Consider the following 26,878-nt stretch of genomic DNA (forward strand, 5'->3'; position numbering starts at 1 on the left):
TTCAGAGGTCCTGTCGAAAACCTAAACAGTTTTGGTCAGATTGTTAAAGAAAGAACATAATTCAACCGCTGCATTCATTAAATCTCAAGGGTTTTCCTGTATATTCCCTCAACAAATTCAGAGTGGCACCGATGTGTTGATATCATCTATCGGAGGGTTTACTTTGATTCGCCATCTAGCATTTCTCGCTATATTAATCCTAGCCCCTGCACTTTCTTTCGCCGGAGCAACATCGGTCACTGGTACTCCTCAATTCGGAGACGTCACCCTTGGCCAATCTAAAACCAATACTCTCACTTTAAAAAATACCAGCAGGCTGAATATTCGTCTAGATAGCTTCTGGTTTTCGGGCTCGCCTGATTTTAGCCGGGTCGGGGGAACCTGTGGTTTTAATTCCACCACGGGATGGATTTTAAAGTCTGGTAAAACTTGTACGGTACAAATTAAATTTGCCCCCAAATATGCGGGTTCTGTTTCGGGTCAATTCGTTCTCGGATATTTCCTTGGCAGTGGTTGGACTTGGGAAGAAATCCCAGTGAATCTTTCAGGCAATGGTCTAAATCCAGTGGTTGCCCCTGCACCTGCTCCGACACCAACTCCTGTTCCTGCAACAGGATGGTTGAATGTTGTCGGTAATAAAATCGTGAATGCCAACGGGCAGACAGTGATTTTAAAAGGTGTAAATATTGCTGATCCAGAACATTTAAATTTAAAAACGTGGGAGCGTCCCGGAGTTTCTGCTCGCAGTGTTGCGAACTTAGCGACTGATACTTTCAAAGCTAAAGTGATTCGCCTGCCGATTCTTCCAGGGGATCCAGCCTATCCGAACGAGGGTTTCTTCAGTGCTACGAATGGTTGGGATAAATATTTTAACAATCATATCGCTCCGCTTGTAACTGAACTTACAAACAAAGGCATTTACGTCATTATTGATCTTCACTACGTCAGCAATTACGACACGCTTTATTCTAAAGTGGAATCCTTCTGGAAATACATGGCGCCGAAGTTTGCGAACAATCCATACGTGATTTATGAAATGTTCAATGAGCCCATCTATCCAGACAACTGGTCTACTTGGCGTACGACTATTGCACAACCCATCGCAAATTTGATCCGCAGCTATGCTCCAAACAACCTGCTTCTTGTTGGGGGTCCGTACTGGTCATCACATATTGCTGGTGCTGCAACAGATCCAGTTCTTGGTAAGAACATCGTTTACGTAGCCCACGTATATTCAAATCAAACAGTGTCTATGTGGGAATCGCGTTACGGCGCGGTTGCTGATAAATATCCTTTATTCATCACAGAGTGGGGATTTGAATCAGGCGGTACAGAAGGTGGCGACATCACTTACGGTCAAAACTTCGAAACATGGATGAAAAACCGTGGATTAAGTTGGACAGTATGGAGCTTCGATATCCAATGGGGACCCCGAATGTTTAACTCCGATTGGACATTAAAATCAGGGCCCGGAGGAATGGGCGAGTTCGTCAGAGATCTACTCGCCCAATAAGGGTCGGTTATTAATTCCCGTATTCAGGCGATACGGGAATATTCATTTCAGCAGCGCCGAAAGTTTGAATAGTCGGTGCGCCACCGTTGTCAGGAATACTTGCCACAGTCAAAGACCAAGCCGGCAGATTCAGAGCCAAGCCACGTTGACCAGCGCGAGTTACCAAAGTAAGCGCTGGAGTATGAGCTACAACGTCTTTATTAACTAGCATCACGTTCGTGCCTTGAGCTGTTTTCACAGAGTACACATTCACATGATCACCATAATTATCGTTAGATTGGATAACCTGTCCAAGATAGTTATTAGAGAACATGCTAAAGATGCGGTAAAGATTTGTTCTTTTTCCGTCGTTGATCATCGCCCAAGAGTCATTGCTATGGAAACCTTGAAGGAATGAATTCACGAATGTATTCACGCCAGTTTCACCGATACGAGCAATAAGATCCGCAAGATACAAGGGACGAACGATAGGGTGATAACCGATATCATTGATGGAATCGATACCAAATTCAGTGCATGCTAATTTCACATTTGGATAGTAAGCGTTTTTCCAAGCGTGGTATTTAGGTACGATGCTTGGAGCTACATTTTTTGGTGAGGCAGAGTCATACTTATTGATGTAGTTCACATCTGTCCAAAGATTAACTGACTCAAGCATGCCCGCCACGTTTTGTACGCCCGCAGGTGTATTGATGATGCTTTTCTTGTCGTTAAATTGATTTCTGAAAAGTGGGTAGTAATGCCATGTTAAAACATCAAGAAGCTTATAACCTTTTGGATTTAAAGTTCTGTCGTTTTCAAATGAAGCGATTTTGAATAAGAAGTAAGGAATAAATTCGCTGAACTGACCATTGCCGTAAGAGCAAGTCACGCCACCCGGGACTGGAGCTTTAGCGCAGTCTGAAGGATGATTGGTTTGCCAACCTGTCCAACCTGTTGCGATCTCTGGACCCCACAATTTAACATCGTTCGGGTTGCCACTGATAGCGCTTTGAGCATCACGCAAAGCCACCGCGTACTCGATGTATTTAGCGATATATTCATCCGCAGATGGAATTGCCACTTTGTGAGTCAAATCCGCATCGAAAGGCTCATTGCCCATAACGATGTGTTTGATGCCTAAGCCGCGTGTTGCATTAAGGAACTGAAGTTCCGCCGCTGCGTGGGCAGCAGTCGCTGTTTCCATACCAACAAGATTGCCGTTAGAGTCATAGTCCGGCTGCCAGCCCAACATATTAACTTGAACCATTGGTGTTGCGTTGTATGAATTCTTAGCAAATGAAATACGTGAATCAAACGGAGATTCGATTTCGTGAATACGACCTTTAGAGTCGATATAACGATTCAATTTCCAGTTGAATACAGAGTGAAGATTCCCGCCGAATTTTACGTAACCTAAGTGAAGAGGTGTTACGTGTTCAGAAGCTGGAAGTTTGGCAAAACCGTTTGTATCCGCGCCGTAAAATTCCTTTTTAATCACAACGCCATTAGTAGCTGTTGCATCAACTGTGATTTGCCCATCTAAAGCGACCGAAACTTGAGCATGAGCTGATGATAGAACTGCGAACAAAGAAATCAATAATGCAATTGTATGTTTCATTTCTATTTGCCTTTCTTAGTTGAGAGCTTAGTTGAGAACACAAGAGTCGTTATAGTTGTATTTTTTTGCCTTATGGAAACGAGTCAGACGTTGGCCGGAAACTTCAAAGCTTAATTCAACACCGCAACGTTTTCCGCGCTCAAAGAAAGCTCTGAAGACGTTTGGATTAGACCAAACAGCTTTACCGAAGTTCGCCATACCGCGAGAGAAGTCACTTCCGTTAACGCCCATTGAATCTCTCATCAAACGAACGTTTTTTCTGATTGTATCAAAAGCACCGTCAACCGAAGAACAAACGCCGTCGCAACCAAGTTGGTTGTTCAATGCATGAGCTCTTGTTTCGATGTCTCTTAAAAGATAGCTGCCTGTAGCGCCCATGCCTAAGATTTCGCGCATGAATTTGTCGTCATAGTTAACTGCAAGAATAACCTGGTTATAACCAAGAGTCTTTTTAAGTTTCGGCACGTAAACGCACGTTTCAGGTTCGTTGGCCAAGCCCGAAATACGCAGAGCATGTTCAACTTGCGAACCTAGACGACCTTCTTGACCCCAGTCAGATTGGTAAGCGAATTTGAATTGACCATACAGTTTATTTTCAACTTGGTTTGTCGCGCCGATTTCAGTCTTAGTAATGCCACCTTTGAATGAAGTCGCTTTGTTTGCGTGAAGTCCCAATAAACGGCTAGAGCTTTTCTTAGTGTAAACGCCATAGTCTTTAACGATGGATTCATCCCACACAGAAATTTCTTCTTCGTGGTTATAGTCTTTACCCGTAGAAGTTTTTAAAGAAATAACCGGAATGTACGGAGTAGAAATGCTTAAGCCCGCAGACTTACTAAACTTGTACATAGAAGTGTCAGCGTATTTCGTAACACCCGAATTTGGGGTTTTAGAAAGTTGGTAAGCAAGAGTCGTATCACCCGCCATGAAGCGTTCGAAAGCTTCTTGGTTTTCAGGCGTATCTAATTTGAATTCATAGTTGAAACCGTTGCCAGATTCATAGGCAGCTTCGATAGCAGCAGAAGCGTAGAAGATTCCGGCGCCCAAACTGATGCTTTTGATATATTTTTTTGATCTTTCAACATAAACAGCGTTTGCACCCGTTTTTTCTAGGTAGTTAGCCCAACCACCAGAAACCACACCAAACGCGCCCACGTGAACGGGGTCAATACCAGAACCAAGATAGAAAGAAACTCCACCTTGGGACTCCCAATAAGCGGAATCCTTCACAGCCCACTCAGCCAAACGTGCCGCAGTCAGAGGTAATTTTCTTGCTTCAATTTTTGCAATTTCAGCACGTTTATTCACAGTACTTGAAATGATACCGAATTTATTCACCATCGGACCGATCGCTAAAGAAGACCAGATTTCTTCTTTAGGGAACCATTTTGAAATGGATCCAGAAACGCTTCCGTAGAAGCTCGTTTGTACAGAGACTTTGTAGCCGCCGCCGTAAACGTCAACACCTAAAGTAGGGCAGTGACCCGCAGCAACTGGGGTTCTGTTTACGATTTGATTAAGCCAGTCGTAGTTCAAACTCCAGCCGTAACCGTTAGAGTAGCTGTCGTTCGCATGTGCTTTAGAGAATGAAATCATTCCTAAGCAAAGGAACAGGATCGATGTTATTTTCATAAATGTTCCAGTCTTTCGTTGTTGTTGTTCAAAATAAAATTAAAAATTAATGCAGCACTATTTCAGATAGTTCTTATCTAGTGCGATTCCCATTTCTTTAGCGCCGTATGTGATCACTTCGAAATTGCGATCCAAAAATCCTGGGGATTTTTTCAGCTTAAGAATGGAAGTAGACCAGCCTGGCACATCATAAGAAGCAAGCTTTTTAGCTGTTCCGTTTTTGAGATAGATTTGCACTGTTTGCGTTACCGGCGTTTTGTTGATCAAAAGCAAGTTCACATCTGTAGCGGTTTCTGTAGCGTAAGAATTGACTTTGTCTGCCAAGTTATCTTCAGCAGCCACAACCGTTCCTTTGAAGTTATTGCTGATTAAAGAATAGGTGTGAAAGATCGTCGTTTTGTTTCCACCTTCGATCATGGACCAAGGAATGTTGCTTCCACCAGCGCTATTTAGAATAAAGTTATTAAAGAAGGCAACGCCCTCTTTAGCTGCGATTGCAACAGAGTCCGCAATATACAGTGGACGAACGATAGGATGATAGTGAGTCGTTCTGTAATCAGAATCCACTGCGAATTCATTGATCGCAAGTTTCGCATTTGGATAATACGACTTAAGCCAACTCTTCATTCTTGGGATGATGTTAGGGCTTACATTTCTATAGGAACTTCTGTCGATGGTGTTTACATAGTTCGGGTCATGCAGAACGCGTGTTGCCTCTAGCATTTTTGTAACAGCTTGAAGACCGTCAGCTTCTTTGATGATGGAATCAAGGTTTTTATTATCTTGTCTGAACATCGGGTAGTAATGGAAAGCGAAATAATCTAAAAGTTTATAGCCCTTCGGATTGATCGATTTATCTTTTTCAGCCTTTGCAAGGCGATTTAAGAAATAAGGGATGAAATGAGTAAATGCGCCATCGCCATACGAACAAGTCACTTGGCCTCTGATGGTATGGTGATATTCGCAGTCGGTTGTGAAGTTGCCGGTATTCCAGTCTAACCAAGAAGCGGAAATTTCAGGGCCCCAGATTTTAATGCTGTTTGGATTGCCATTTACTTCTTCCTGAGCCTGGCGAATAGCAACAGCATATTCAATATACCTTGCGATGTATTCATCAGCAGAAATCCCACTATCTTCAGGGAACTCTTTAGTGTGAGCGTGGGTTTCATGCCACTGTTCAAACTCATTGCCTAAGCTGAAGTTCACTAGGCCCAGATTCAAGTCGCCATTCAGGGTTTTAATTAATTCGTAGGCAGATTCTGCCGTGAAAGATTTTTTCAAGCCAACGGACTTAATGCTGACTGAGTCGTTTGAAATTTCTGGCTGATAGCCATGAAGGTTGATTTGATAGATGCCTGTCACTTTGTAAGTGTTCAAGGCAGTGACGATTGCTGGAATTCCTAGGATGTTTTTTACGCCGTGTTTTGTGTAAGTAAGATTGTTTTTCCAGTTGAATACATCGTACTCGTTTCCGCCGATACGGATGGCCCCGATACCTAATTCAGAAACCAATGCCGGTGAGGGAAGTTTTGAAAAAGAGTCTAAGTGAGATCCATAGAAAGAGCGGTCGATTGTCTGCCCTTTTGTTCCTAGGTCGATGGTCACTTTCCCAGTGACGGCTTTATTTTCAGTCGTATTGTAGGGTTGTTGCGTGCGATCGACCCCAGCGCAACACGCTAGAGTTGAGGATAAAAGAATGCAGGCAAAGATCGACCCTTTGAGCGCAAAAGTACTTTTCACAAAAACGTCCTAGATAAAATTTTGGTAAAAATTTTTTTACAATTAGCGCCGGATTAATAGAGGGGGCCGAAGAGAAGGGCAAGGACGAAAAAGAATTTACAAAAAATTAACAATTGATAAACAATGTATGAAGAAATTTCACGGCCCCTATTAAAAGTCCGTGAAACTGCAGTGAGCTAATTAATTACAACCAAAAACAAGTTGTTAAGACGTAAGCTGATTCGGAATCCTTATAGAGCTGCAATGATTTTGCAAAAGGATGCTCTTGGGTGATTCCCAACGATACGGTTCCATGGTCTCCAATATCTAAGTTCACAAGAGTTTCAAGAGTCGAAAAATCGGTGCGCTTTTCTTGTTCAGAAGTCTGCGCATTATAGAACATGTTCTTTAAACCTAAACCTTGAGATATCGAAACCTTATCACCAAAATATTTATTCAAACGAAGCCACTGTTCAAGCTGTGCAAGTTGAGTCGGTTTGCTTTCATATGATGTTTTACTTTGAACCAAAACAAAGGCCTTTGGAAAGTATCCGAAAGAAAAATGGGGGCTGAGTTGTTTTGTAAATTCATAGCTCGCGCCAAGTCCACCAACCGTGTTTTCTTTTATCCACGCAGGATCTGTGTGTAATAAAAAACGATAAACTGCCTTGGATCTTACCGATTCGAAATCAAAGGGTTTTCGATCCACAAGGTCAATACTTGAATCGCCCCAACGCGTCTGCGCTGGCATCATCGCGCCGTACCGCAGACCTTTTGAGTCGTAAGTGAAAGTGGGGCGCAGGGCTGCTGTGAAGCGGGAATCAAGACGGTATCCTAAGGCAATCAAGTTGTAAGAATAAATGCTAGCTTCACCTTCTTTAACATCTGAAGCCTGACTTGAGATGTATCCGAAGTAGCTAAGAGCGATTTTATCAGTGGAAAAATCACTGGTCAGGGATGCCGACAACGCGGATGTGTTTACAGAAGCTGAGGCGGAAACTGAAAATATTAATAGTGCGAGAGAGATTAAGTATTTCACTGCATTCTCCAAAGGATCCGATTTGATTGTGGAAATTTACCTTGTTCGGGCGAGGACTTATAGAGGTCTGAATGTAAGCTGTAAAGTTTTTAAAAACTGTGTCCAGAGTTTAGACACCTCAGTCATTTTTCTTAAAGCGCATTCTGCCTCTTTCTATTTCGCCCGAGCTATGTAAGTATCTGCCATTCTTGAACGTCCGAGGAATTTTTTGAAGCAGTTGCTTATTCATTTCATTTTTCTAATCATCTTGTCTCCTGCGTTGGCAGAAGTGCGCATTGATATTTGCGATCGTGGAGTCATTGGCGCTGCTATTGTAAAGGCTGTTTCAGAGGTGAATTGCAAAGAAGTTTCCGTTCAAAAAATGCGCGCGCTTGAAAGTCTTGTAGTTGCTAATCAAAATATTGATACATTACCCCCAGGCGTTTTTGCAGGATTAGACTCTTTAAAGTCACTAAATTTAGAATCAAATCAGATCAAGATTCTCGACAGAAATGCTTTTCAAGGACTGTCGCAATTAAAAGTTCTGCGTTTAGATCACAATCATCTGACTTCGATTGATGCTCCGGTTTTTGCTAGATTAATTTCTTTGGAAGTGCTTGATGTTTCTTTTAATCGTTTGCACAGGATTTCAGACGATGGTTTTTCAGGATTAAATTCTTTGATTGAGTTGCGAGCCAATCAAAATCAGATTTCAGAAATTCCTAGCCTGTCGGGGTTATCTTCTTTAAGAAGTTTGAACCTTGAGCGTAACTCATTAACCCAGATTCGCAGTTTAAAAAGGCTATCAAGCTTGGCGTCAGTGAAGCTTTCGCACAATCAAATTCAAAGAATCGCAGTAGGGGCGTTTCAAGATCTTCCCTCACTGATCTTTATGGATTTACGTTTTAATCAAATTTCTAAGGTTCAGCCGTGGTTTTTAAGAACAGAAAATTTAAAAACTTTAGCCTTGGATAATAATAAGATCTCTGCGATTGAGCGTGATTCTTTTTTAGGTCTTCCAAACTTAGAGGAGATTTCTTTTTACGAAAACCAAATCACTGAATTGTGTCGTCATTATGTGGGGCTTAATGACTCTGTCCATATTGGTGGAGTCACCCTAAAGGATTGCCCGTGATTCAGAACGAAGGTAAATCCCCAGAAAGATTAATATTCTTGGCGGGTGCAAGAATCTTTGGTTTGATTTTTTCTTTCCTTATTCCCATGTATTTGGGGCGCCACTTAGAAGTAGAAACCTACGGGACCTATAAGCAAGTGATGCTGATTTTCTGGTTTTCGCAGGTTGCCCTTAACTTCGGGTTCGACGATTCGGTGAACTACTTCCTTCGTTGGGATCGTAAGAACTTTTCCTTATATGCCTTCAATGCACTGATCTTTAACTTCGTCGTGACTTCGCTGTTAGCATTAGGTCTTTCCATTTATCGTGTTGAAATTGCTGGTCTGCTAAACAACCCTGATCTTGCCCAATACATACCGCTTCTGGGTTTATTAATCGTTGTTTCTATTTCCTCAGCCCAAGTCGAAGGATTTTTAATTAACTTAAACCGCTTTAAAGCAAGATTGTATCTTGACGCGGGTACAGAGTTTCTAAAGTCCGTCGCCATCCTGTCGGGTTTTTTATTCTTTCATTCCATCACAGTGGCTTTGATCTTCCTAGTGTTCTTAATGGTCCTTCGCTTTGTTTGGATGTTGTCTATCCTACACAGCCATAAAGTAGAGCAAGGCCTGCGTTACAAGGACGCGGGCGGGTTCTTTAAGGCCCAAGCCAGGTTTGGTGTGCCTCTAGGGATCTCTCGCATTATTCAGAACATTCTGAATATGGAAAATCTATTTGTCTCATCGTTCTTTAGTGTCGTCCAATTTACTTACTATTCAGTAGGTTGCTTTGAAAATCCCCTGATCAACTCCGTAAGGGCCTCGCTATACGAATTAGTGAATATTGATCTGGTTGATAATGTGAAATCAAAGGACTTTGATAAAGCGGCACAGACGTGGCGCCAGATGAATCGCACTCTTTTTTTAATCGTAATTCCGTTCACGGTTTATATGACCTTCTTTGCTAAAGAAATCATCGTCTTCATCTTTTCGGATAAGTATCTAGCCAGTGTTCCGTTCTTTATGCTGTTTAATCTGTACGTGGTCGTAACCTGTTTAAATCCAGAGCCTTTATTTAGAGCCACCTCCAATACCGGCACCGCTCTTAAGATTAAAGTCTTTGGAGTGGTTATGGGCTTAATATTAATTATCGGTGGTGCTTATTGGTTTGGGCCCATGGCCGTACTGGTTGGTAAAATCATCGCCGTGGCATTTATAAATATCTCGGGACTTATTATCGGAGCGAGATTTATTCAAAGCAAAGCTAGAAACTTATTTGTATGGCGTGATCTGGCTTTGGCGCTGGCTTTATCAACAGTGCTGTCAGCTTTGATCAAGTATATTTTCTTGGAATATCAATGGTACCCATTCTGGATACTTGCAGCTTCCTTCAGTCTTTATTTCTTAGGGATGTTTGTTTCAGGGGTAAAAACAAATTTGATTAAGACCCAAGAAGTTGAATACGTGCAAAAGTTTGTATTTAAGATAGTTCACAAATTAAATCCTCTCAAAGGAAGGGCCTACAATGGTTAAAAAAATTCTGATTGTAGCTCTTGCTGAAAAATGGACTGGCATCAGTCGCTTGCCTGGGGGGTTGAAGCGCGCGGGATTTGATGTCTATGCCTATGCGCCTAAAAACAGCTATCTTGCTAAAACAAGTTTTCTAAATGGAAGAATGCTTTATCCGACATTTACTTATGCTCGTTCAAAAGTCGTCTATCTGGGCATAATCCTATCGATCCTTCGGTTACGTCCTGACTTGGTCGTCCCCGGCGATGAAGATGCTCTTCTAGCGCTACAAGCATTAGCGAAATTCCCATTGATAGGAAAGAAAATCACTTCTTCTTTACCTGGTTATACAGATCCCTCGGTGCTTTTAAGTAAATCCAAGTTCGTTGCAAAGTGTGCAAAATGGGGCGTACGCGTCCCTAAAAATATCGAAGTTAAAAATTTGCAGGAAGCTTTAACCGCAGCACCACGTTTAGGGTTTCCTCTGGTGGTCAAGTATGACTTTGGTTATGGCGCTTCGGGCGTGGAAGTGGTCCATAACGAAGAACAACTTATAAAATCACTGTCATCAACGCAGAAGGTATCGCTTGTCACAAAAATAAAAAGAGTCATCAAAACTCTTCTATTTGTCGTGCCCAAGGACGATGAAAACGGTCTGTCGTTGCAACAATACATCTCAGGTCAGGTGGGTTTAGCTCCGTTTTGCGCCCAGAATGGTGCTGTTTTTGCCGCAAATCCGATGCTGAAGCATAAGACCTACCCTGGGGCTACGGGTCCATCTAGTGTTGTTGTGGGCGTTGATAATCAAGAGATTCACCAGGCCATTCTAACTGTGGCAAAGAATTTAAGTTATACAGGTTTTGGATCTTTGGATTTTATAGTTGAACAAAAAACCGGAGAGGCCTATGTGATTGAACTTAATCCGCGCCCGGTCCCCACTGTTCATTTTGATTCTGATTTATGCGCCCAGGATTTGTGCGCGTCTTTTTACAAAGGTTTAAATAAACAATTCAAACCACATGATTCAGGCGCACCGTTGTATAAATCCTTCACAATCGCACTTTTTCCCAATGAGAAAAGAAGGGATCCGCAGAGCCCTTACCTTACTCAAAGTTATCACGATATTCCTAAAGATGATGAAGTCCTGATGGAAGCTCTAGACAGGAACTAGAGCTGGTGTGTTCGCGAAACGGTATTCTGCCACTGTGCGAGTTCTGTTTAATCTCAACAGATTTTCCATCGTTGTGAATTCGAAATCATTCAATAATTGAACGAACTTTTCACGATTGCTATTTAAACCCACATAATGACGGAAGCGCTTTAAAGGTGGCAGTTTCACTCGTGGTTGACCTGGGTCGAACTCCCATGGATGGAAGTACATAAGGGCCGGACCTTTTTCGAGATCTTTTCTAAGAGCCGCTTTCGTCAGCGCATATGGCAGCATTCTAAAGTATCCGCCTCCGCAGACAGGAATATTTGCTCCTAATAATAGAGGACTCTTTTTTAACGGAAGAACAGTCATTCCATTCACTTCTGTTTGTATTGTCGGAAAGTCTTGGATCCCATAATCAGGGTGGGAAGTGACGAAAATACTGCTGTCGTATTCTAAGCCACACTCTTTCATGATAGGCAAAGCCCATGAAGTTTTTTGAGTTACAGAAAAGCTAGGTGCACGAAATCCTTTGATTTTCTTACCCGTCACATTTTCAAGGTGGGTCAGGGCTTTGGTTAAGTCTTCTTTGAAACTTTCTGGCGTTAACAAGTCGATAGGAGTGTGATTGTACCCATGACAAGCAATTTCATGCCCTTGATCACTGATCCTTCTAACGACTTCTGGGTAATTATCAGCAATCCAACCTAAGACGAAGAACGTGGCTTTAATATTCTTTTTTGCAAGCTCTTCTAGAATGAAATCCACCCCGATATTCAGGCGATTTTCTTGGTTGTGCCATTCGTTTTCATTAATAAGTTCCCGCATATTTCTGACGGTAAACCAGTCTTCAATATCAAAACTAAGCGCGATCGGATTTTTCGGTTTAGAAGTAAAGTTCAACATATTCATCCACCATCTTTTTGAGAGAATAGTTTTTTAAGACGACATCGCGTGTTTGTCCCATTAAAATATTCAAATCCGGTTTTTGTTGCGAAAAGTTTTTTAAGAGTTCAAACAGCGCACGTTCATTAGCTAAATTGAAAAGTTCGATCACACCGTGACTTGTTTCTTTGTGAGGAGCGATATCACTGCAAATGCAAATCTTTTCAAGCGCCATGGCCTCAAGTACCGCTACCGGATGACCTTCTTGCAGTGAAGAGCTTACAAAGAAATCACCTTTTGCTAATACAGCGCGCGGATCTTCCATGAAACCATAGAAGGTCACTTCAGATTCAAGCCCGTGGTCCGTGACGTACTTTTCAAGGTTTGCTTTTGTCGAAGGTAATTTGGATGTGCCCGCGTGATGAAATTCAAATGGGATCTGATGTTCTTTTAAAAGACGACATGTGTTCAACAGATAGTCCAAATTTTTTTCATAAGAAATTCGGCAGACACTGACTAATTTCAGAGGAGAAAAGGTGATAGTTTTAGATTTGTCTGGAGTAAACAAATTCGTATCAACACCGTTTGGAATAACCCTTAACGCCTTTTTATTAACTGCAGGACAGCCCCCAATGATAGAATCTTTAACGTGTCCAGAAACACAAATAATACATTTGTAAAGGTAGCTCGCAGCCTGAAAAAAGTAGCGATAGCTTTTACGTGCAAGAAAATGGTGGACTGTATGCTGAGTATGAATGAGTCGAAGATGAGGAAAGCGCACTTTTAATAAAGTCGCATACTCCATGGGGCCGAAATCGTGCGTGTGAATAGTGTCGATCTGATGTTCTTTTACGACACGAATAAGTTCGCGGACTAAATTCCAATCGCGGCCAGATTTTTTTTTGAAAGTAAAAACAGGAAAGTCTCTGTCGCTGATCGCTTTGCCAATTCCACCCAGGGTTTCAGTTTCGTAAGTAAAAAAGTGCAACTGTGCTTCATCACCCGTGTTTAATGCGAGCTGTTCAAGAAGGCGTTCGATGCCTCCTAGATACAAGTATTCGACGAGATGTAACACTTTTTTTGAAGTTTTCATAAGGCGGCAAACCTACCAAACGAACTGGTTATTTAGAAATAAAAAGCCTGTAATTGTAGTTGTTCTATGGCGTCGTGTTTCGCCAAGGAATGTTTACTTTTCCTGCAAACCTTTTTGCAAGTGTTTCGGATTTCTACTAAACCTCTCTTTCACAATGAAAAAGCTGGTTTTCGTATCATCCATTCAAGTATTTCCCCCAATGTCGGGGGGGCAGTTGCGAAGCGCGAATCTTTGTCGTGCGTTGGCGAAGCTTGGTTATGATGTTTCAATCTATTCTTTGACGGGCCGTAAAGAGCAGTACTTAAACCAAACTCAAAGTTTTCAGCAAGATGTTGAACCGGGTGTTACTGAGTTTGTGAACATGAATCCCTTGTTTGGATTCGTTCAATTTTTATTTTATCGCTTGAATCTGCCGCCTCTTTGGGTGACATGGATTTTAAAAGTTTTGATTCCCATGGAATTAAGAAAACTTTTGTCTGATTCAGAACTTGTTGTTCTGGACTTTCCATTTCTTCATCCGCTGTTCAAAAAAATAAAAGCAGAAAAATGGTTGAACACCCATAACGCTGAATTTGAGCTTTGGAAGTCACCCTTTGTAGCATCTTGGGTAAAGCGGGTAGAGCTTTCAGCACTAGCTCAAGCAGATAAAGTTCTTTTTTGTAGCGAAAAGGATTTAGAGGTTTTTCTTAATCTAACTCCAGAAATAAAAAGCAAAAGCAGCATTGTTAGTAACGGTGTAAACCTAGCTAAATACCAAACGGATCCGGCCTTACGTATTCAAGTTCGCCAACAATGGAATGCTGAAAATAAAAAAGTATTTTTGTTCACCGGTTCAAGTTATGAACCTAACCGTGAAGCCTTCGCGTTTCTAAAAAGGTTTTGCGCCGAAAATAGAAATGCATTGAAAGAGTTAAATGTCCTTGTTCTTGTTGCGGGAACAGTTAGCATAGAAAAAATAGAAGAGGATCATTTCAAAGTTCTTGGACGGGTGGAAGATCTAATTCCTTATTTTGCCGCCAGTGATTTTGGTTTAAATCCAGTCACTGAAGGGTCTGGAATGAATGTGAAGATGATTGAATATATGGCTGCGGGATTACCTTTAGTATCCACATCTTTTGGGTGCAGAGGTTTAGATCTTACCCACGGCGAAAGTGTTTTTACATTTGAGCGCCAGAATCTTTTAGAGGCAATTAGAAATGTTACGTGCTTATCCGTAGAGAGGCGCCAACAACTGACGCTGAACGCGTTCAATCAGAATGAAAATCGAATTGATATGATGAAAGCCTTGCAGATGACAGGATTGAAATTATGAAGCAGTTTTTTGTGAAACATAAAACCACAGTACTTACGACTTTGGCATTCGTGCTAGTAGCTTTGATTTATTCATTGGTAACGCCAAAGGTATACCAGTCGTCCAGTCGCGCGGTTGTCTTTCGTATGAAATTAGAAAGTCCTGATGGCGCAACTGAGGAATCCCGCAACCGGTGGATTTGGGTTCGCGATGGTCTTAGCATTTCAAGTGCTTTAGTTTCTGATGAAATGCTTAAAAAATTTCTTGAAGAAAATGAACCTGCTAAAGCGGCCGTTCAAGGCTTTAAGTCGCTCGGTTCGCAAATGAATTTTCTTAGACGTATGGTCAAGATCCAATACACTGGGGGCGATGAAAACAACTATATCATCGAAGTGAAGTCGTCGAATCAAGAATTAGCGTTAGACTTGAATAAGTACGTTTTCAATAACCTTCGTTTCTTGGTCATTGAAAAAGATCAAAAAGACTATGAAGCATTGTTAGCAAAGGTGCAGGCCGAAGCCTCTGGTAATAATGCCGGCGAAAAAGCTTACTTCCAAGATAAACTTGTTAAGTTAAAATTTGAGCACCTGGTAAATCAGGCACAAAAGGAAAACCTTTTTCAGACTATTTCCGAACCCGCTGTCAGTGATCGCCCTGTGTGGCCTAAGCCACTAGCATTAGTAGTCGTGGCGCTGCTTGCAGGAGTGGTCTTTGGGTATCTTTTAGAATTTCTTTTATTTTATTTTAAAAACCAAAGATGAATCTGAAAGCCTTAAGCCTGCATAACAGCGCAGTCTTTAAACCTGTATGGGCGGTGCTCCTATACATGGGGCTTGCTATTACCACTCTTCATCTTGAAGTGCCGTTGTTAGTGTCCATTCGTTTAGAACTACTTTTATTTGTTTCTGCATTAAGTTTAACGGTTTTACAACAGGTGTTGAATCGCGAAGAGACTTTTTCTTTTACGCACAGTCTAAGCATCCCGGTTTTTTTAATTGGCCTTTATGCGCTATCCCCCCTTTTCGCATCGGTATTTTCTGGCGGCGAGCTGCTGATTCTTAATGACCCTGAATATAAAACCCTACTTAAAATTTTATTTCTTGGTCCGGCAATTTATCTGGTTCTTTCTAAGCCGCGGTATCGAAACCTGATTTTGAATTCGCTGGTTCTGTCTTATTCTATTCTGGGGGTTTATTTTCTTTATCGTTATCTTGTGTTGCATGAAGCAAGGGAATTTGACTTAAGGCCTTTGCTGAATATTCGCCATGGGGACCCTAATTTTCTATGCACTTTCTTTTCAATGACTCTGCCGTTAGCCTTATTGCAGGCTTGGCAGGCTTTTTCGCGCCACAAGTCAACGCAAGGAGTGATGTTTTTAACGGCGGCATTGTTTCTTGGAGCATGTGCTATAATTACTCAATCTAGAATGGGATTGATAGCCTTGTTGCTAGGGCTGGGAGTTTTATTCTGTCGAAGAATTACACATCACCCTAAAGAAAGCCGGTTTAAGCTTCTTGTTGCACCGTTGGTTTTCGTTTCGTTACTATTTGCTTTCTTAGCCACCGACGTTGCAAAACGCTTCACAGAAATCAAAGACAAATCAAATCTAGATCGACTTTTGACCTACGATAACGGGTTAAAGGTTTTTTCGGATCATCCGGTCTTCGGTGCGGGAATGCATCAGGCAAAGAATTTCTTTTACCAAAATACCAACTATCCGCACTTTCAGTCTGAAGTCAGACCCTTAGAAATTCATAACACCTATTTAAATGTTTTAGCGGAACTAGGTGTGATAGGTTTCGCAGCTTTTGCTGGTTTTTTTATTTGGTGTTTCTGGGAAATTTCGAAATGCGCAGGGCCTGTTCGACATTATTTGTTTGCCTCTTACGTTGTGTTTCTTGTTTCAGGTTTTGGTGTAGGGATGTCCTACAAAGACCTTTTTATTCTGCATTTTTTTGTGCTAGCGGCTGTGGCTAAATCATATAGGGACGTTTTGCGATGATACTTATAGAGTTTTTGTTTTGGATGTTATTTGCAGCGATTTGCCTTCATTACGCTGGATTTGGATTGATAGTTCTAGGTCTGGCAAGACTTTTTCCTAAAAAGCATAAGACCGCTGAAATCTATCCTTCTGTTTCGTTCATTATTGCCGCCTATAACGAAGAAAAAATCATTCGCGAAAAAATTCGCAACGATTTAAAGTTAGACTATCCCAAGGATAAACTAGAAATCATTGTTGTCTCTGATGGATCTTCTGACAGCACACCGCTTGTTGTAAAAGAATTCGCTGAACAGGGTGTAATTGGACTTTATGAAGCTCCTCGCAAAGGCAAAACCGCCGCGTTAAACCGTGCTGTGGCTTTAGCTCAAGGCGAGGTTCTAATATTTTCAGATGCCAATTCAATGTTTCGCCCGGACGCCATTAAAAAATTAGTTCGACATTTTGCTGACGAATCCGTTGGCGGGGTGTGTGGACGTAAAAGTGTTTTAACCCATGGGGACCGTAAAGCTTCGTTGGGGGACAATTTATATTGGCACTATGAATCGGCTTTAAAGCAGGCAGAATCGCACTTAGGTTCCATTCCGACAGCGGATGGCGAAATCTTTGCGCTTAAAAGAAGTCTTTACCAAACTGTCCCGACTGAATTTATCAACGATGACCTTGTGATTACTTTTAATATTATCGAACAGGGTAAAAGAGTTATTTACGATAAAGAAGCCATCACAGAGGAACAAGCTTCGATCACTTTGAAAGATGACTTTAATGTGAAGTCGCGCATGGTTTATGGTGGGATCCAAGTGATCATGGCGTACAAAAAACTTTTATCGCCTTTTGCCAGTTGGTTTGGATTTCAGTTTTTCATTCACAAGACGTTGCGCTATTTTATGTGGTTGTTGTTAGCAAGTATTTATTCCTTCAGTGCGATGTTGACCCCGGCGCATTGGTTTTATGAGATTTTCTTTTTGCTTCAGACCGCGTTTTATTTTATGGCCCTTATAGGTTATGTCCTGGATAAAAACGGAAAAAAAGCGGGACCTTTTTATCTGCCTTATTACTATTGCAATGTAAACTTCGCAGCGGCCAAAGGTTTTTTATTTTTCTTAAAACAAAGATCCACGGTGGACATCTGGAAAAAGGCGCAACGGTGAACTTGAAAAACGATCTTTTAACAGGGCAGGACCTTATTGTTTTTGGCGAGGACTTCGCCCGCCATCCACATTCTTTAGAACATCTTTTACGTCCTTTATTTGGCATAAATAAAATTATCTGGGTTGAAACCATCGGACTGCGCTCGCCAAGATTTTCGGTTTATGATCTTAAGCGTATTTATGGAAAGTTAAAAGGATGGTTTGGGCCTAAAAAACCCAGCGAAGTCCGCCTTGTGCCTCAGGATTTTTGGATCGTTGCACCATTAATGATTCCGTTTAATCAGTGGAAGTTAATTAGAAGTTTTAATACTTGGAGTGTGAAAAGAGCCGTTAATAAAGTTTTGCGCGAACAAGGTTTTAAAAATCCCATCACAGTGACTTCGGTCCCGAACGCATGTGATTATGTCGGGGAGTTTGCGGAAAAGTTAAAGATTTATGTGTGTGTCGATGAGTTTTCATTATGGCCGGGTCTAGATTATAAAATGGTGCAAACAATGGAAGCTAAATTGCTTTCGAAAGCCGATGTCGTGTTTGCCACATCAGAGTCGTTGAAAAATAATAAATCGAACGGTAAAAAAGAAACCATTCTTCTTACCCACGGTGTTGATTTTGAACACTTCAACATCGGTTCAAAGGCGTTTTCAGAGAATTTAAACATCTGCTACTTTGGACTTTTAGATGAAAGAAGTGATCAAAGCATTATCCAGACTATTGCCACCCAGTCACCTGCGGTGAAAATACACATTATTGGTAATGTCGTGTGTGACGTAGAAAAACTTCGTGCATTTAAAAATATCATTTTCCATGGTCCCGTGGGCTACAGGGCACTTCCTGATGCGATCAAAGAGATGGATGTGTTCATCTTGCCTTATGTAAGAAGTGAACTGACAGAAAATTTAAACCCGTTAAAATTAAAAGAATATCTATCCACGGGAAGGCCTACGATTGCGACACCTCTGCCAGAGGTTGTGAAGTTCAGCGAGCATTTGATTTTAGCCCATGACGGAAAAGAATTCGTCTCAGCCATTAAAAATCTTAGAAAATTCGATAGCGCAAAAAGTGCTCACACCATTGAGATGTTGAAGAGCAACGAAACCTGGCAGGCTAAGGCCCGCATTTTTTCTAGACATACGTCACTGCACTTGGGTGTGAACTAGCAGAAGATTGCGAAAAATAAGGGAGTCTAAGAAAACAAGAGGTAAGCTTAAAGTGCGTAAGCAAGAGGCTGGGCATGAAAGCAAGATACCTCCTTTTTTTCGCAGTCCTTTTATTGAGCTTAACCGGAGTGCAAAGTAAAAACTCTTCGGAAGACTCTAGTAAGAAATCTATCCCTTGGGGAGTTACAGACTGGCCGCCCTATTATATCCTTGAGGGAGGTAACGGCGGTGAAGGTAAAATAGACCTTCTCAAAAAAATCCTGGAAAAAAATATCTCTGAATATAAATTTATCGATGTGCAATCAGACATCCCTAAAACGATCGAACTTTGGAAGCAAAATCGCAACATCTGTGCCGGGTCCGTTTTAAAAACTCCCGAGCGTGAAAAGTGGGCCTATTTCACGGCCCTTTCGTTTATTGCGCCCCATGAATATCTAGCGGTGGTTGCTAAAAAAGATATTCTGCCTAAAGGCGATGTGATGTCGTTTAAAGAGCTAACGACACGTAAGGATCTGAAAGGTGTTGTTATTCATGATCGTTCCTATGGTCCCGTTATTGATGATTTAATCAAGAAGGCAGAGTCGAACTTAACCGCATTGAACCCTTCCGAAGGCTATATGCCACTGCTAAAAATGGTTCAAAGGGGACGTTTTGATTATACTATAGAATATGAATCTGTGGTTAAAGCGTACAATGAACGAATCAAACCAGAAAAGCCTGTGCATTCAAAATTATTGAAAGAGACTTCTCCGTCTGCCGTCATTTGGGTGGCTTGTACAAAAAATGCCTGGGGTCGGAACGTGATAAGTCGAATCGATGAAGTCTTAAAGAAAAATGCGGGAAAGTCTGATTACCATGCGGCTGTTGAATCTTGGTCTAATCCTGAAGCATTAAAAAAACATCAGAAGGCTCTGGACGAATTTTACGAACGCAGAGCCCATTCATGGTCAACGATTAACGTCGAATAGCTTTCGGATCGATAGCATCTTGAAGACCATCGCCCAAATAGTTAAAGCTCATCGTCGTTAACAAAATCAAAATACCCGGAAGGATTGCTAGGAACGGAGCTTGATAAATTAGTTCCTGGGCATTGTTCAGCATATTTCCCCAACTTGGCGTCGGCGGCATGATACCAAGACCCAAAAAGCTTAATGCAGCTTCGAAAAGGATCGATTCGCCAACACCCAAAGTGATGGAAACAAGCATTGGTGCAATCACGTTCGGGAACATGTGACGAACAATGATCGTACTGTCTTTAGCGCCTAAGGTGCGAGCAGCTAAAACGAATTCACGCTCACGGATTGAAAGAATACTTCCGCGAACCAAACGCGCCACCGTCATCCATGAAAATAAGCAAAGGATGATGACCATCTTAAAGATACTTTGATTAGAGCTAGAAACCACGGCGTTCAGCCAAGGAAGTTTCGTCAAATCAATCGCCGCCATCACAATAAGAACGGGGATTGTCGGTAAAGACAATAAAGCATCCGTCACACGCATTAGCATCGTATCAATCAGGCCACCGTAAAAACCAGCTAGGCTTCCGATCAACAAACCAATAAGCGCTGAGGCAATAGCAACCAGAACACCCACACCCATGGAAACTTGAGTCCCATAAATCAACCGGATGAAAACATCGCGACCTAATTCGTCAGTACCAAATAAGTGGAAAGTTTCAAATTCCTTGAAAATAGAAACAAGCTCGCCGGCTTCAGGAAGATTTAAATTTTCCAAGGAAGCCGTTGCTTGTTTTACGTCTTGCGCCGCCAATTCATAAATAGAATCAGCTTCCGCAACCGCAACAACGCCTTTTTCGACCAAGGCTTTCTGAATTTTATCAGCCGCTTCCGGGGAAGCATTGATGAATTTTTCAACTTCCGTTTCGCGCACATCTTGACCCACTGTCGCCGTCGTCATTGGTGGCAAATAACGATTTGCCACGTTCTGATTGTCTGGATCTAAATCTGTGATGCTTTGAATTTGCGAAGCAAAAATCGAAACCAACATGAAAAGCGTGATGATGCCGGCACCTACGACTGCCAATTTGTGGGTCATAAATTGCTTCAGCACCATCTTCCACATGGGTTGGGCTTTTTCAATTTCCGCTCTATCTTTGGCAGAAAGGGCAGCTGTATCAATTTCTAAATCATTCATCGTGATCTCGTTTGAACTCATATCTATGCCCTATACTTAGCTAAAAGAGATTCTTGGATCTGCAAATCCGTAAGCGATATCTGCAACTAGGTTCATAATCAAAACCATGCTGACGGAAATAACGAAAGAAATCATCGCCACGTTGTAGTCATTACCGATGATAGAATCGTAAACAAGTTTACCCACACCTTGATAAGCAAACACGGTTTCAGTTAAAATCGCTCCAGAGAATAATCCTGAAAAGCTTAATGCCAGGATCGTGATCAAAGGAATAAGCGCATTACGGAAACCGTGTTTCCAGATCACCGTGCTGCGAGAAAGACCTTTGGCTCTTGCGGTACGGATGAAATCATTTCTCATGGCTTCAAGCATGGCTGAACGTGTGAAGCGTGAAAAGCGACCAATCTGTTGAATTGAAAGACTTAACACCGGTAAGATCAAGTAAATCGAGCGGTCAGCAAGGTCTGCAAAGAAACCCATTTCACCAGCACCGATGGTTTGTGTACCACCCGCAGGTAAAATCGGGAACTTCACCGCAAAAATAATGATCAATACGATTGCAAGCCAGAACGACGGAATTGAAATCCCGGCAAAAGAAAACAGATTCATCACATAGTCGGTACGACTTCCTGGCTTAAGCGCCGAAATAACACCCAGTGGAATAGCGATCAAAATCGAGAAAGTTAAAGATAAGAACGAAAGAATAAAAGTATTCCATAAACGCGGACCCATCAATTCTTGCACCGGCACGCGGTAAGTACGACTGTAACCCAGGTCACCCTGAACGATGGAACCAATCCAGTTTCCATAACGTTTATAAACCGGCTGATCCAAGCCATAAAGTGACTTTAAGCGAGCCACGTCTTCAGCTGTAATTTTTGGATTTGATGCAACCATCATGTCTACGGGATCCCCGGGCATTAAGCTCATAAGATAAAAACACACGTAAGACAGCACAGCTATCACAGCAAGTGTCTGCAAAATGCGTCGGGTAATAAATGTAGTCATGATGGCTCCTTCAAACGCACTCCAGTCAAACTGGAGTGCTCAATCACTTACAATAGAACGTTAGTTCAAGTTCCAGTCTTCGATATTGTTAGTCTCGTAGAACTGGTGTCCGGCCATTTTGTAATTCTTAAGATTCTTAGGAGTTACAGAAATTTCCGAACGGTAGTAAAGAGGCAAAACAGGGATGTCTGTAGTGTACTCTTTTAAAATGTCATGCACTAATTGTGTGCGTTTACCAGCGTTGAATTCTAAATCCAAAGCGTCCAAGTTTTTATCTACGTTTGCATTCTTCCAGCCAGTGAAGTTTTGACCAGACCAACCGTTTTTATTTGTTGGAATAGCTGAAGAAGCTAGCGTTGAACGAGGCGAGCTTTCCGGAGAAGAAACCCATGCAAACAATGCCATGCCTTCGAACTTACGTTTTGTCATAGTATCGCCAAAGAAAACGCGGGCAGGTTCGTTCTTAACAAGAATTTCGATACCGGCTTGTTTCCATTGGTTTTGCAAATAAACCTGAACCACTTCGCGGGTTTTGTTTCCGGCAGTCGTTTGGAATACCAAAGAAAGTTTTTTGCCGTCTTTTACGCGGTAACCATCTGGTCCCATTTTCCAGCCAGCTTCATCCAACAGTTTTGTCGCTTCACGCTTAGAGTAGCGGTACAAAGAAACTTTCTTAGGATCAGCTGTATACCAAGCAGAATCTTTCGGAGAGATATTGTGGGAAGCCACTTGTTGACGGCCCTCAAAAAGCGCCTTCACAAGGTCTTCGCGGTTGATTGAATACAACAATGCTTTACGAACACGAACGTCTTTCAAGATCGGGTTGTCCAACTGAAGATCAATGTGTTCGTAAGTCACTGAAGGCACGAAGTGCACGTTGAATGGAAGACCTTCACCTTTTGCTTTTTTATCGAAAGCCAAAGCTTGGTCGAAATCCATACCCAAAGCAGAAATCATATCGATTGTGCCAGAGCGAAGATTTGCTTCCATGGTTCCTGTGTTAGGAATTACTTTTACGATGATTTTTTGGATGTTCGTTTTTTTGCCATAGAAATGAGGATTTGGTGCAAAAGAAACGTGCGACCCCAATTTCACTTCAGTGATTAAGTAAGGACCATTGTAAAGACCTGGGTTTGTTGAGTTACGAACATAGTTAGAGTTCTTTTCGTAACCTTCCTTAGCTTTACCGTGTTTATCAAAGATAGGACCTTCAAGGTGAGTCGGCACTGGATGGAATTGTGCTAATTGATAGAAATCCCATTTTGCTTTGTCATATTTGAAAGTACATTTTTTTGGGTTTTTTGGATCAATGTCGATTTTTTCAACTTGAGTCCATTGTTCTTTTTCACCAACGCTGACGTTTGGAGAAATAGCAATCTTGTGAGCAGTCACGAAGTCTTGGCAGACAACTGGTTTGCCGTCGCCCCATTTAGCCGCGTCGATGATTTCCCAGTTAGCGACGATTTTCTTTTTGCCGCCTTCTTCAATAATTTTAGCAGTGCCTTTATCTAAAGAAGGAATTTCTTTAGCAAGTTGAGTCACCCATTTACCATCTGGAGTCATAACTACCAGAGTGCGGCCCACCATACGTTGCATGTAGCTAGAAGCTGACATCGTCATGATGAGAGGATTCAAAGTCTCAAATTCCTGAGAGATCCCGATTTTCAATTCATTATTGCTTGGAGCTGCCATGGCTTGGGAAGCAAGGCCTAAACCCGCAACAACCATCAGTCCTTTTGCAAAGTTGTTCAACATACGTACTACTCCTTTATTGAAAAACTAAATTCCATTTTGAGTTTGAACAGGGGCGCTGGTCAGCCAGCACGCTTTTTGGTGCTTGCCTTCACCTTCAAGAACCGGCGTTTGCGATACGCACACATCCATCTTGTACGGGCAGCGAGTGTGAAACGAACATCCCGACGGAGGATTGATCGGACTTGGGACCTCTCCGCCTAAAGATTTTTTCATCTTCTTTTTGCCGTGACCTACGCGAGGAATAGCGCCAATCAAGGCTTGGGTATAAGGATGTTTTGGATTTTTAAAAAGTTCGTCGCGGTCTGCGATCTCTACGATCTTTCCTAGATACATAACCGCAATACGATCACAAGTGTGCTCGATCACTGAAAGATCATGGGAAATAAAAACGTAAGTTAGTTTCAATTTTTCTTGAAGATCTTTAAGCAGGTTTAAAATCTGCGCTTGGATCGAAACGTCCAAAGCACTGACGGGCTCATCACAGATAATTAATTCCGGATTTAAAGCAATGGCGCGAGCAATACTGATACGTTGACGTTGGCCACCTGAAAATTCATGGGGGTAACGATTCACGTGGGCTTTTCTTAAACCCACAAGTTCAATCAGTTCTAACACGCGAGCGGTGCGTTCTGCGTTTGTCCCGATATCATGGATATCCATCGGTTGGCGGATGATTTGGCCCACCGTCATGCGTGGATCCAAAGAGGCATAGGGATCTTGAAAGATCATCTGCATGTTTTTACGTTTTTTACGAAGTGCTTCGCCCTTAAGATTTAAAAAATCTTGGCCATCAAAGTTAATACCACCCGCTGTCGGCTCATAAAGGCGGATTAAAGTTCTACCTAGCGTAGATTTACCGCAACCGGATTCACCAACCAGGCCTAGAGTTTCACCTTTACGTACAACCAAGGAAACATCATCAACGGCTTTAACGCTTGCTACTTCACGTAACAAAAGACCTTTTTTGATCGGGAAGTGCTTCTTAATATTTTTTGCTTCAAGAATGATATCGCTCATAATCTTTCGCGTTCCTATTAAAGAGGATTAAAGCACGCCACTGTATGGCCCGGTTTAACTTCGACTAGTGGTGGTTTTGTTCCTGCGCATTCAGATTTCACGCGTGAACAGCGATTCACGAACGGGCAACCCTTAGGTAACTCAAACGGGGCAGGCACGCTGCCTTCGATGGTCGTTAAGCGGCTGACGCGCTCACCGAATTTTGGACGGGAAGCAATCAAAGCAGCCGTGTAGGGATGGCGAGGATTTAAAAATAGTTCGGATGTGTCAGCTTGTTCGCAAGTTTGACCGCCGTACATCACCATCACTTTGTCAGAAATTTCTGAAATCACACCCAGGTCATGGGTAATGAATTGCACAGTCATGTTGAATTGTTCTTGCAGGTTTTGCACAAGTTCCAAGATTTGAGCTTGGATTGTTACGTCCAATGCGGTCGTTGGTTCATCGGCAATCAGAAATGTAGGATTGCAAGAAAGAGCCATGGCGATCATCGCTCTTTGTCTCATACCACCTGAAAGTTGGTGGGGGTAAGATTCATAACGTTGTTCAGGGGAAGGAATACCCACTAAGCGAAGCATTTCAATCGCACGCTCGCGGGATTCTTTTGGCGAGCACTTTTTGTGCTTCATGATTTGTTCATCCATTTGGAAGCCGATGGTTAAAACAGGGTTTAAAGCTGTCATCGGTTCTTGGAAGATCATCGCCATTTCGCCGCCACGAACTTCTTCCATGGCAGGCTCAGAAAGTTTTAAAATATCGCGTCCATTTAACAGGACTTGTCCGCCCGTGATTTTGCCGGGCTTTTCGATCAGGCGCATCAAAGAGTAGGAAGTAACGGATTTACCGCAACCAGACTCGCCCACGATTCCTAAGGTTTGGCCTTTGTTGATTTGGTAGCTGACGTTGTTAACAGCGCGAACCGGGCCGGCATTGGTATGAAAAGTAGTTTCTAAATTCTTTACTTCAAGTACTGGAGATTGCACCTAATGTTTTCCTTTAAAGAAAGCGTCTTGTTTCAAGTTCTTCTAATATCGAAAGACTGCCTTTTTTGAAAGCCTTACCGATAATTCCTGTGAGTTTTTCACTTAAACTCTCATGATGTTCAAACTTTACTTTAACAATTTGATGTTTTTCCGAAAGTCCTAAAAGGTAATCATCGCTGGTGCGAATCTCATCCACGAGGCCTTTAGTGATAGCTTGTTCACCGTACCAGTATTCGCCGGTTGCCACCTCTGCGATATTCATATTAGGGCGGAATTTGTGAACGAAGTTCTTAAATAGAATGTGAGTATCCTCAAGTTGTTCTTTAAATTTTTCTTCGCCCTTTGGAGTGATCTCGCCCAATAGGGAGACCGTGCGCTTGTACTCTCCGGCTGTGTATTCTTTATATTCCACATCGTGTTTTTTCAAAACGCGGTGAAGATTTGGAACTTGAGCAACAACGCCAATGGAACCGACGATGGCAAAAGGGGCGCAAAGAATTTTGTTTGCGGTACAAGACATCAAGTAACCACCGCTGGCAGCGACCTTATCCACGCACACTGTAAGTGGAATATTTTTTTCGCGAACACGCAAAAGTTGAGAAGCTGCAAGGCCATAACCGTGAACCACGCCGCCCGGACTTTCCACGCGAACGACAACTTCATCTTGAGGAGTGGCAATGGTCAAAACCGCAGTCACTTCTTCCCGAAGGTTTGTAACAGCACTTGCTTTGATATCGCCTTCAAAGTCGATCACATAAATTTTCTTTTCATGATCTCGGCTTTTAGTTTCAAGGCTCTTCTTTTCTTCCTTCAATTTCTTCTTTAACTCTTTACGTTCGTTTTTAGTTAAAGTGTGGGACTTTAAAAGATTGCGGAAGTTTTTGTAGCGCTTGTGTAAAAGCTCAACGTGGATTTCTGATTTGTGTCCAGCTTTAGTTGCCACCATGGCGATGACTAAAATGATAGCGATGATCGCAAAGACGACCATAAACGTTTGTGCTGCGAAGACTCCGATGTGTTGCAAAGCGTCCATAATATTTGCTCCTAGCTAAGACGTTTTAAGTTATTCAGGAATTAGCCAAAGGTCGAGCATCTTTTTTGTTTGCTCAAAAAAAAGAATCACCCCTGTTA

General features: G+C 42.1%; 22 protein-coding genes. 10 read left to right on the forward strand and 12 right to left on the reverse strand.

Going from position 1 to position 26,878, the window contains the following annotated elements:
* Positions 1 to 163: 163 nt before the first annotated feature.
* Positions 164 to 1,513: a cellulase family glycosylhydrolase gene (locus MNR06_RS02555; protein ID WP_243538451.1), complete on the forward strand. Its 1,350-nt coding sequence runs from the start codon at positions 164 to 166 to the stop codon at positions 1,511 to 1,513.
* A gap of 10 nt (positions 1,514 to 1,523) precedes the next feature.
* Here the strand turns inward: MNR06_RS02555 and MNR06_RS02560 are convergent, their stop codons facing one another.
* The 4 genes from MNR06_RS02560 to MNR06_RS02575 form a co-directional block, all read right to left on the reverse strand.
* Entirely contained in the window at positions 1,524 to 3,113 is a 1,590-nt protein-coding gene (locus tag MNR06_RS02560) for a glycoside hydrolase family 44 protein (RefSeq protein WP_243538453.1), read from the reverse strand.
* A 27-nt stretch (positions 3,114 to 3,140) separates the two neighbouring features.
* Positions 3,141 to 4,745: a hypothetical protein gene (locus MNR06_RS02565; protein WP_243538454.1), complete on the reverse strand. Its 1,605-nt coding sequence runs from the start codon at positions 4,743 to 4,745 to the stop codon at positions 3,141 to 3,143.
* A gap of 57 nt (positions 4,746 to 4,802) precedes the next feature.
* On the reverse strand, positions 4,803 to 6,485 hold the full coding sequence (locus MNR06_RS02570) for a glycoside hydrolase family 44 protein (RefSeq protein ID WP_243538455.1): 1,683 nt from the start codon (positions 6,483 to 6,485) through the stop codon (positions 4,803 to 4,805).
* 184 nt (positions 6,486 to 6,669) lie between these two features.
* The gene (locus MNR06_RS02575; RefSeq protein WP_243538456.1) at positions 6,670 to 7,503 is read right to left on the reverse strand and encodes a hypothetical protein; all 834 of its coding nucleotides are present in this window, start codon (positions 7,501 to 7,503) and stop codon (positions 6,670 to 6,672) included.
* Between the two features lie 208 nt (positions 7,504 to 7,711).
* Between MNR06_RS02575 and MNR06_RS02580 the strand changes: the two genes are divergently transcribed.
* Genes MNR06_RS02580 through MNR06_RS02590 form a run of 3 tightly spaced genes read left to right on the forward strand, consistent with a single transcriptional unit; the run spans position 7,712 to position 11,275 of the window.
* Positions 7,712 to 8,617 (forward strand): leucine-rich repeat domain-containing protein, encoded by a 906-nt coding sequence (locus MNR06_RS02580; RefSeq protein WP_243538457.1) that lies wholly within the window; start codon positions 7,712 to 7,714, stop codon positions 8,615 to 8,617.
* Positions 8,614 to 10,128: a lipopolysaccharide biosynthesis protein gene (locus MNR06_RS02585; RefSeq protein WP_243538458.1), complete on the forward strand. Its 1,515-nt coding sequence runs from the start codon at positions 8,614 to 8,616 to the stop codon at positions 10,126 to 10,128. Before MNR06_RS02580 ends, MNR06_RS02585 begins: the two co-directional genes overlap by 4 nt.
* A complete protein-coding gene (locus tag MNR06_RS02590; protein ID WP_243538460.1) occupies positions 10,121 to 11,275 on the forward strand; it encodes an ATP-binding protein in 1,155 nt (384 codons plus the stop codon). Before MNR06_RS02585 ends, MNR06_RS02590 begins: the two co-directional genes overlap by 8 nt.
* On the opposite strand, the gene MNR06_RS02595 is transcribed toward MNR06_RS02590, so the two are convergent.
* Both MNR06_RS02595 and MNR06_RS02600 read right to left on the reverse strand, forming a co-directional pair.
* Positions 11,261 to 12,166: an XrtA system polysaccharide deacetylase gene (locus MNR06_RS02595; RefSeq protein ID WP_243538461.1), complete on the reverse strand. Its 906-nt coding sequence runs from the start codon at positions 12,164 to 12,166 to the stop codon at positions 11,261 to 11,263. The genes MNR06_RS02590 and MNR06_RS02595 overlap by 15 nt on opposite strands.
* On the reverse strand, positions 12,141 to 13,232 hold the full coding sequence (locus tag MNR06_RS02600; RefSeq protein ID WP_243538462.1) for a glycosyltransferase family 4 protein: 1,092 nt from the start codon (positions 13,230 to 13,232) through the stop codon (positions 12,141 to 12,143). Before MNR06_RS02600 ends, MNR06_RS02595 begins: the two co-directional genes overlap by 26 nt.
* Here MNR06_RS02600 and MNR06_RS02605 point away from each other — a divergent pair.
* The 6 genes from MNR06_RS02605 to MNR06_RS02630 all read left to right on the forward strand — a co-directional run bounded on the left by MNR06_RS02605 (position 13,177) and on the right by MNR06_RS02630 (position 19,798).
* Entirely contained in the window at positions 13,177 to 14,544 is a 1,368-nt protein-coding gene (locus MNR06_RS02605; protein ID WP_243538463.1) for a glycosyltransferase family 4 protein, read from the forward strand. The genes MNR06_RS02600 and MNR06_RS02605 overlap by 56 nt on opposite strands.
* The gene (locus MNR06_RS02610) at positions 14,541 to 15,284 is read left to right on the forward strand and encodes a hypothetical protein (protein WP_243538464.1); all 744 of its coding nucleotides are present in this window, start codon (positions 14,541 to 14,543) and stop codon (positions 15,282 to 15,284) included. The genes MNR06_RS02605 and MNR06_RS02610 overlap by 4 nt, the downstream gene beginning before the upstream one ends.
* Positions 15,281 to 16,525: an O-antigen ligase family protein gene (locus MNR06_RS02615; RefSeq protein WP_243538465.1), complete on the forward strand. Its 1,245-nt coding sequence runs from the start codon at positions 15,281 to 15,283 to the stop codon at positions 16,523 to 16,525. Before MNR06_RS02610 ends, MNR06_RS02615 begins: the two co-directional genes overlap by 4 nt.
* Positions 16,522 to 17,673: a glycosyltransferase family 2 protein gene (locus tag MNR06_RS02620; RefSeq protein ID WP_243538466.1), complete on the forward strand. Its 1,152-nt coding sequence runs from the start codon at positions 16,522 to 16,524 to the stop codon at positions 17,671 to 17,673. Before MNR06_RS02615 ends, MNR06_RS02620 begins: the two co-directional genes overlap by 4 nt.
* The gene (locus tag MNR06_RS02625) at positions 17,670 to 18,830 is read left to right on the forward strand and encodes a glycosyltransferase (protein WP_243538467.1); all 1,161 of its coding nucleotides are present in this window, start codon (positions 17,670 to 17,672) and stop codon (positions 18,828 to 18,830) included. The genes MNR06_RS02620 and MNR06_RS02625 overlap by 4 nt, the downstream gene beginning before the upstream one ends.
* Positions 18,831 to 18,904: 74 nt before the next feature.
* Positions 18,905 to 19,798: a TIGR02285 family protein gene (locus tag MNR06_RS02630; RefSeq protein WP_243538468.1), complete on the forward strand. Its 894-nt coding sequence runs from the start codon at positions 18,905 to 18,907 to the stop codon at positions 19,796 to 19,798.
* Here MNR06_RS02630 and MNR06_RS02635 read toward each other — a convergent pair.
* The 6 genes from MNR06_RS02635 to sohB are packed head-to-tail and all read right to left on the reverse strand — an operon-like array spanning position 19,785 to position 26,780.
* On the reverse strand, positions 19,785 to 21,005 hold the full coding sequence (locus MNR06_RS02635) for an ABC transporter permease (RefSeq protein WP_243538469.1): 1,221 nt from the start codon (positions 21,003 to 21,005) through the stop codon (positions 19,785 to 19,787). The genes MNR06_RS02630 and MNR06_RS02635 overlap by 14 nt on opposite strands.
* Before the next feature lie 15 nt (positions 21,006 to 21,020).
* Positions 21,021 to 21,992 (reverse strand): ABC transporter permease, encoded by a 972-nt coding sequence (locus MNR06_RS02640; RefSeq protein WP_243538470.1) that lies wholly within the window; start codon positions 21,990 to 21,992, stop codon positions 21,021 to 21,023.
* 60 nt (positions 21,993 to 22,052) lie between these two features.
* Positions 22,053 to 23,747 (reverse strand): peptide ABC transporter substrate-binding protein, encoded by a 1,695-nt coding sequence (locus tag MNR06_RS02645; RefSeq protein WP_243538471.1) that lies wholly within the window; start codon positions 23,745 to 23,747, stop codon positions 22,053 to 22,055.
* A gap of 24 nt (positions 23,748 to 23,771) precedes the next feature.
* Positions 23,772 to 24,764: an ABC transporter ATP-binding protein gene (locus MNR06_RS02650; protein WP_243538472.1), complete on the reverse strand. Its 993-nt coding sequence runs from the start codon at positions 24,762 to 24,764 to the stop codon at positions 23,772 to 23,774.
* A gap of 17 nt (positions 24,765 to 24,781) precedes the next feature.
* Positions 24,782 to 25,747: an ABC transporter ATP-binding protein gene (locus tag MNR06_RS02655; protein WP_243538473.1), complete on the reverse strand. Its 966-nt coding sequence runs from the start codon at positions 25,745 to 25,747 to the stop codon at positions 24,782 to 24,784.
* Positions 25,748 to 25,760: 13 nt separating this feature from the next.
* Positions 25,761 to 26,780 carry a protease SohB gene (gene sohB, locus MNR06_RS02660; RefSeq protein WP_243538474.1) on the reverse strand — a complete coding sequence of 340 codons (1,020 nt, stop codon included), beginning with the start codon at positions 26,778 to 26,780 and terminating at the stop codon, positions 25,761 to 25,763.
* Positions 26,781 to 26,878: the final 98 nt, after the last annotated feature.

It is taken from the genome of Bdellovibrio reynosensis (genome assembly GCF_022814725.1).
GTDB classification, from domain to species: Bacteria; Bdellovibrionota; Bdellovibrionia; order Bdellovibrionales; family Bdellovibrionaceae; genus Bdellovibrio; species Bdellovibrio reynosensis.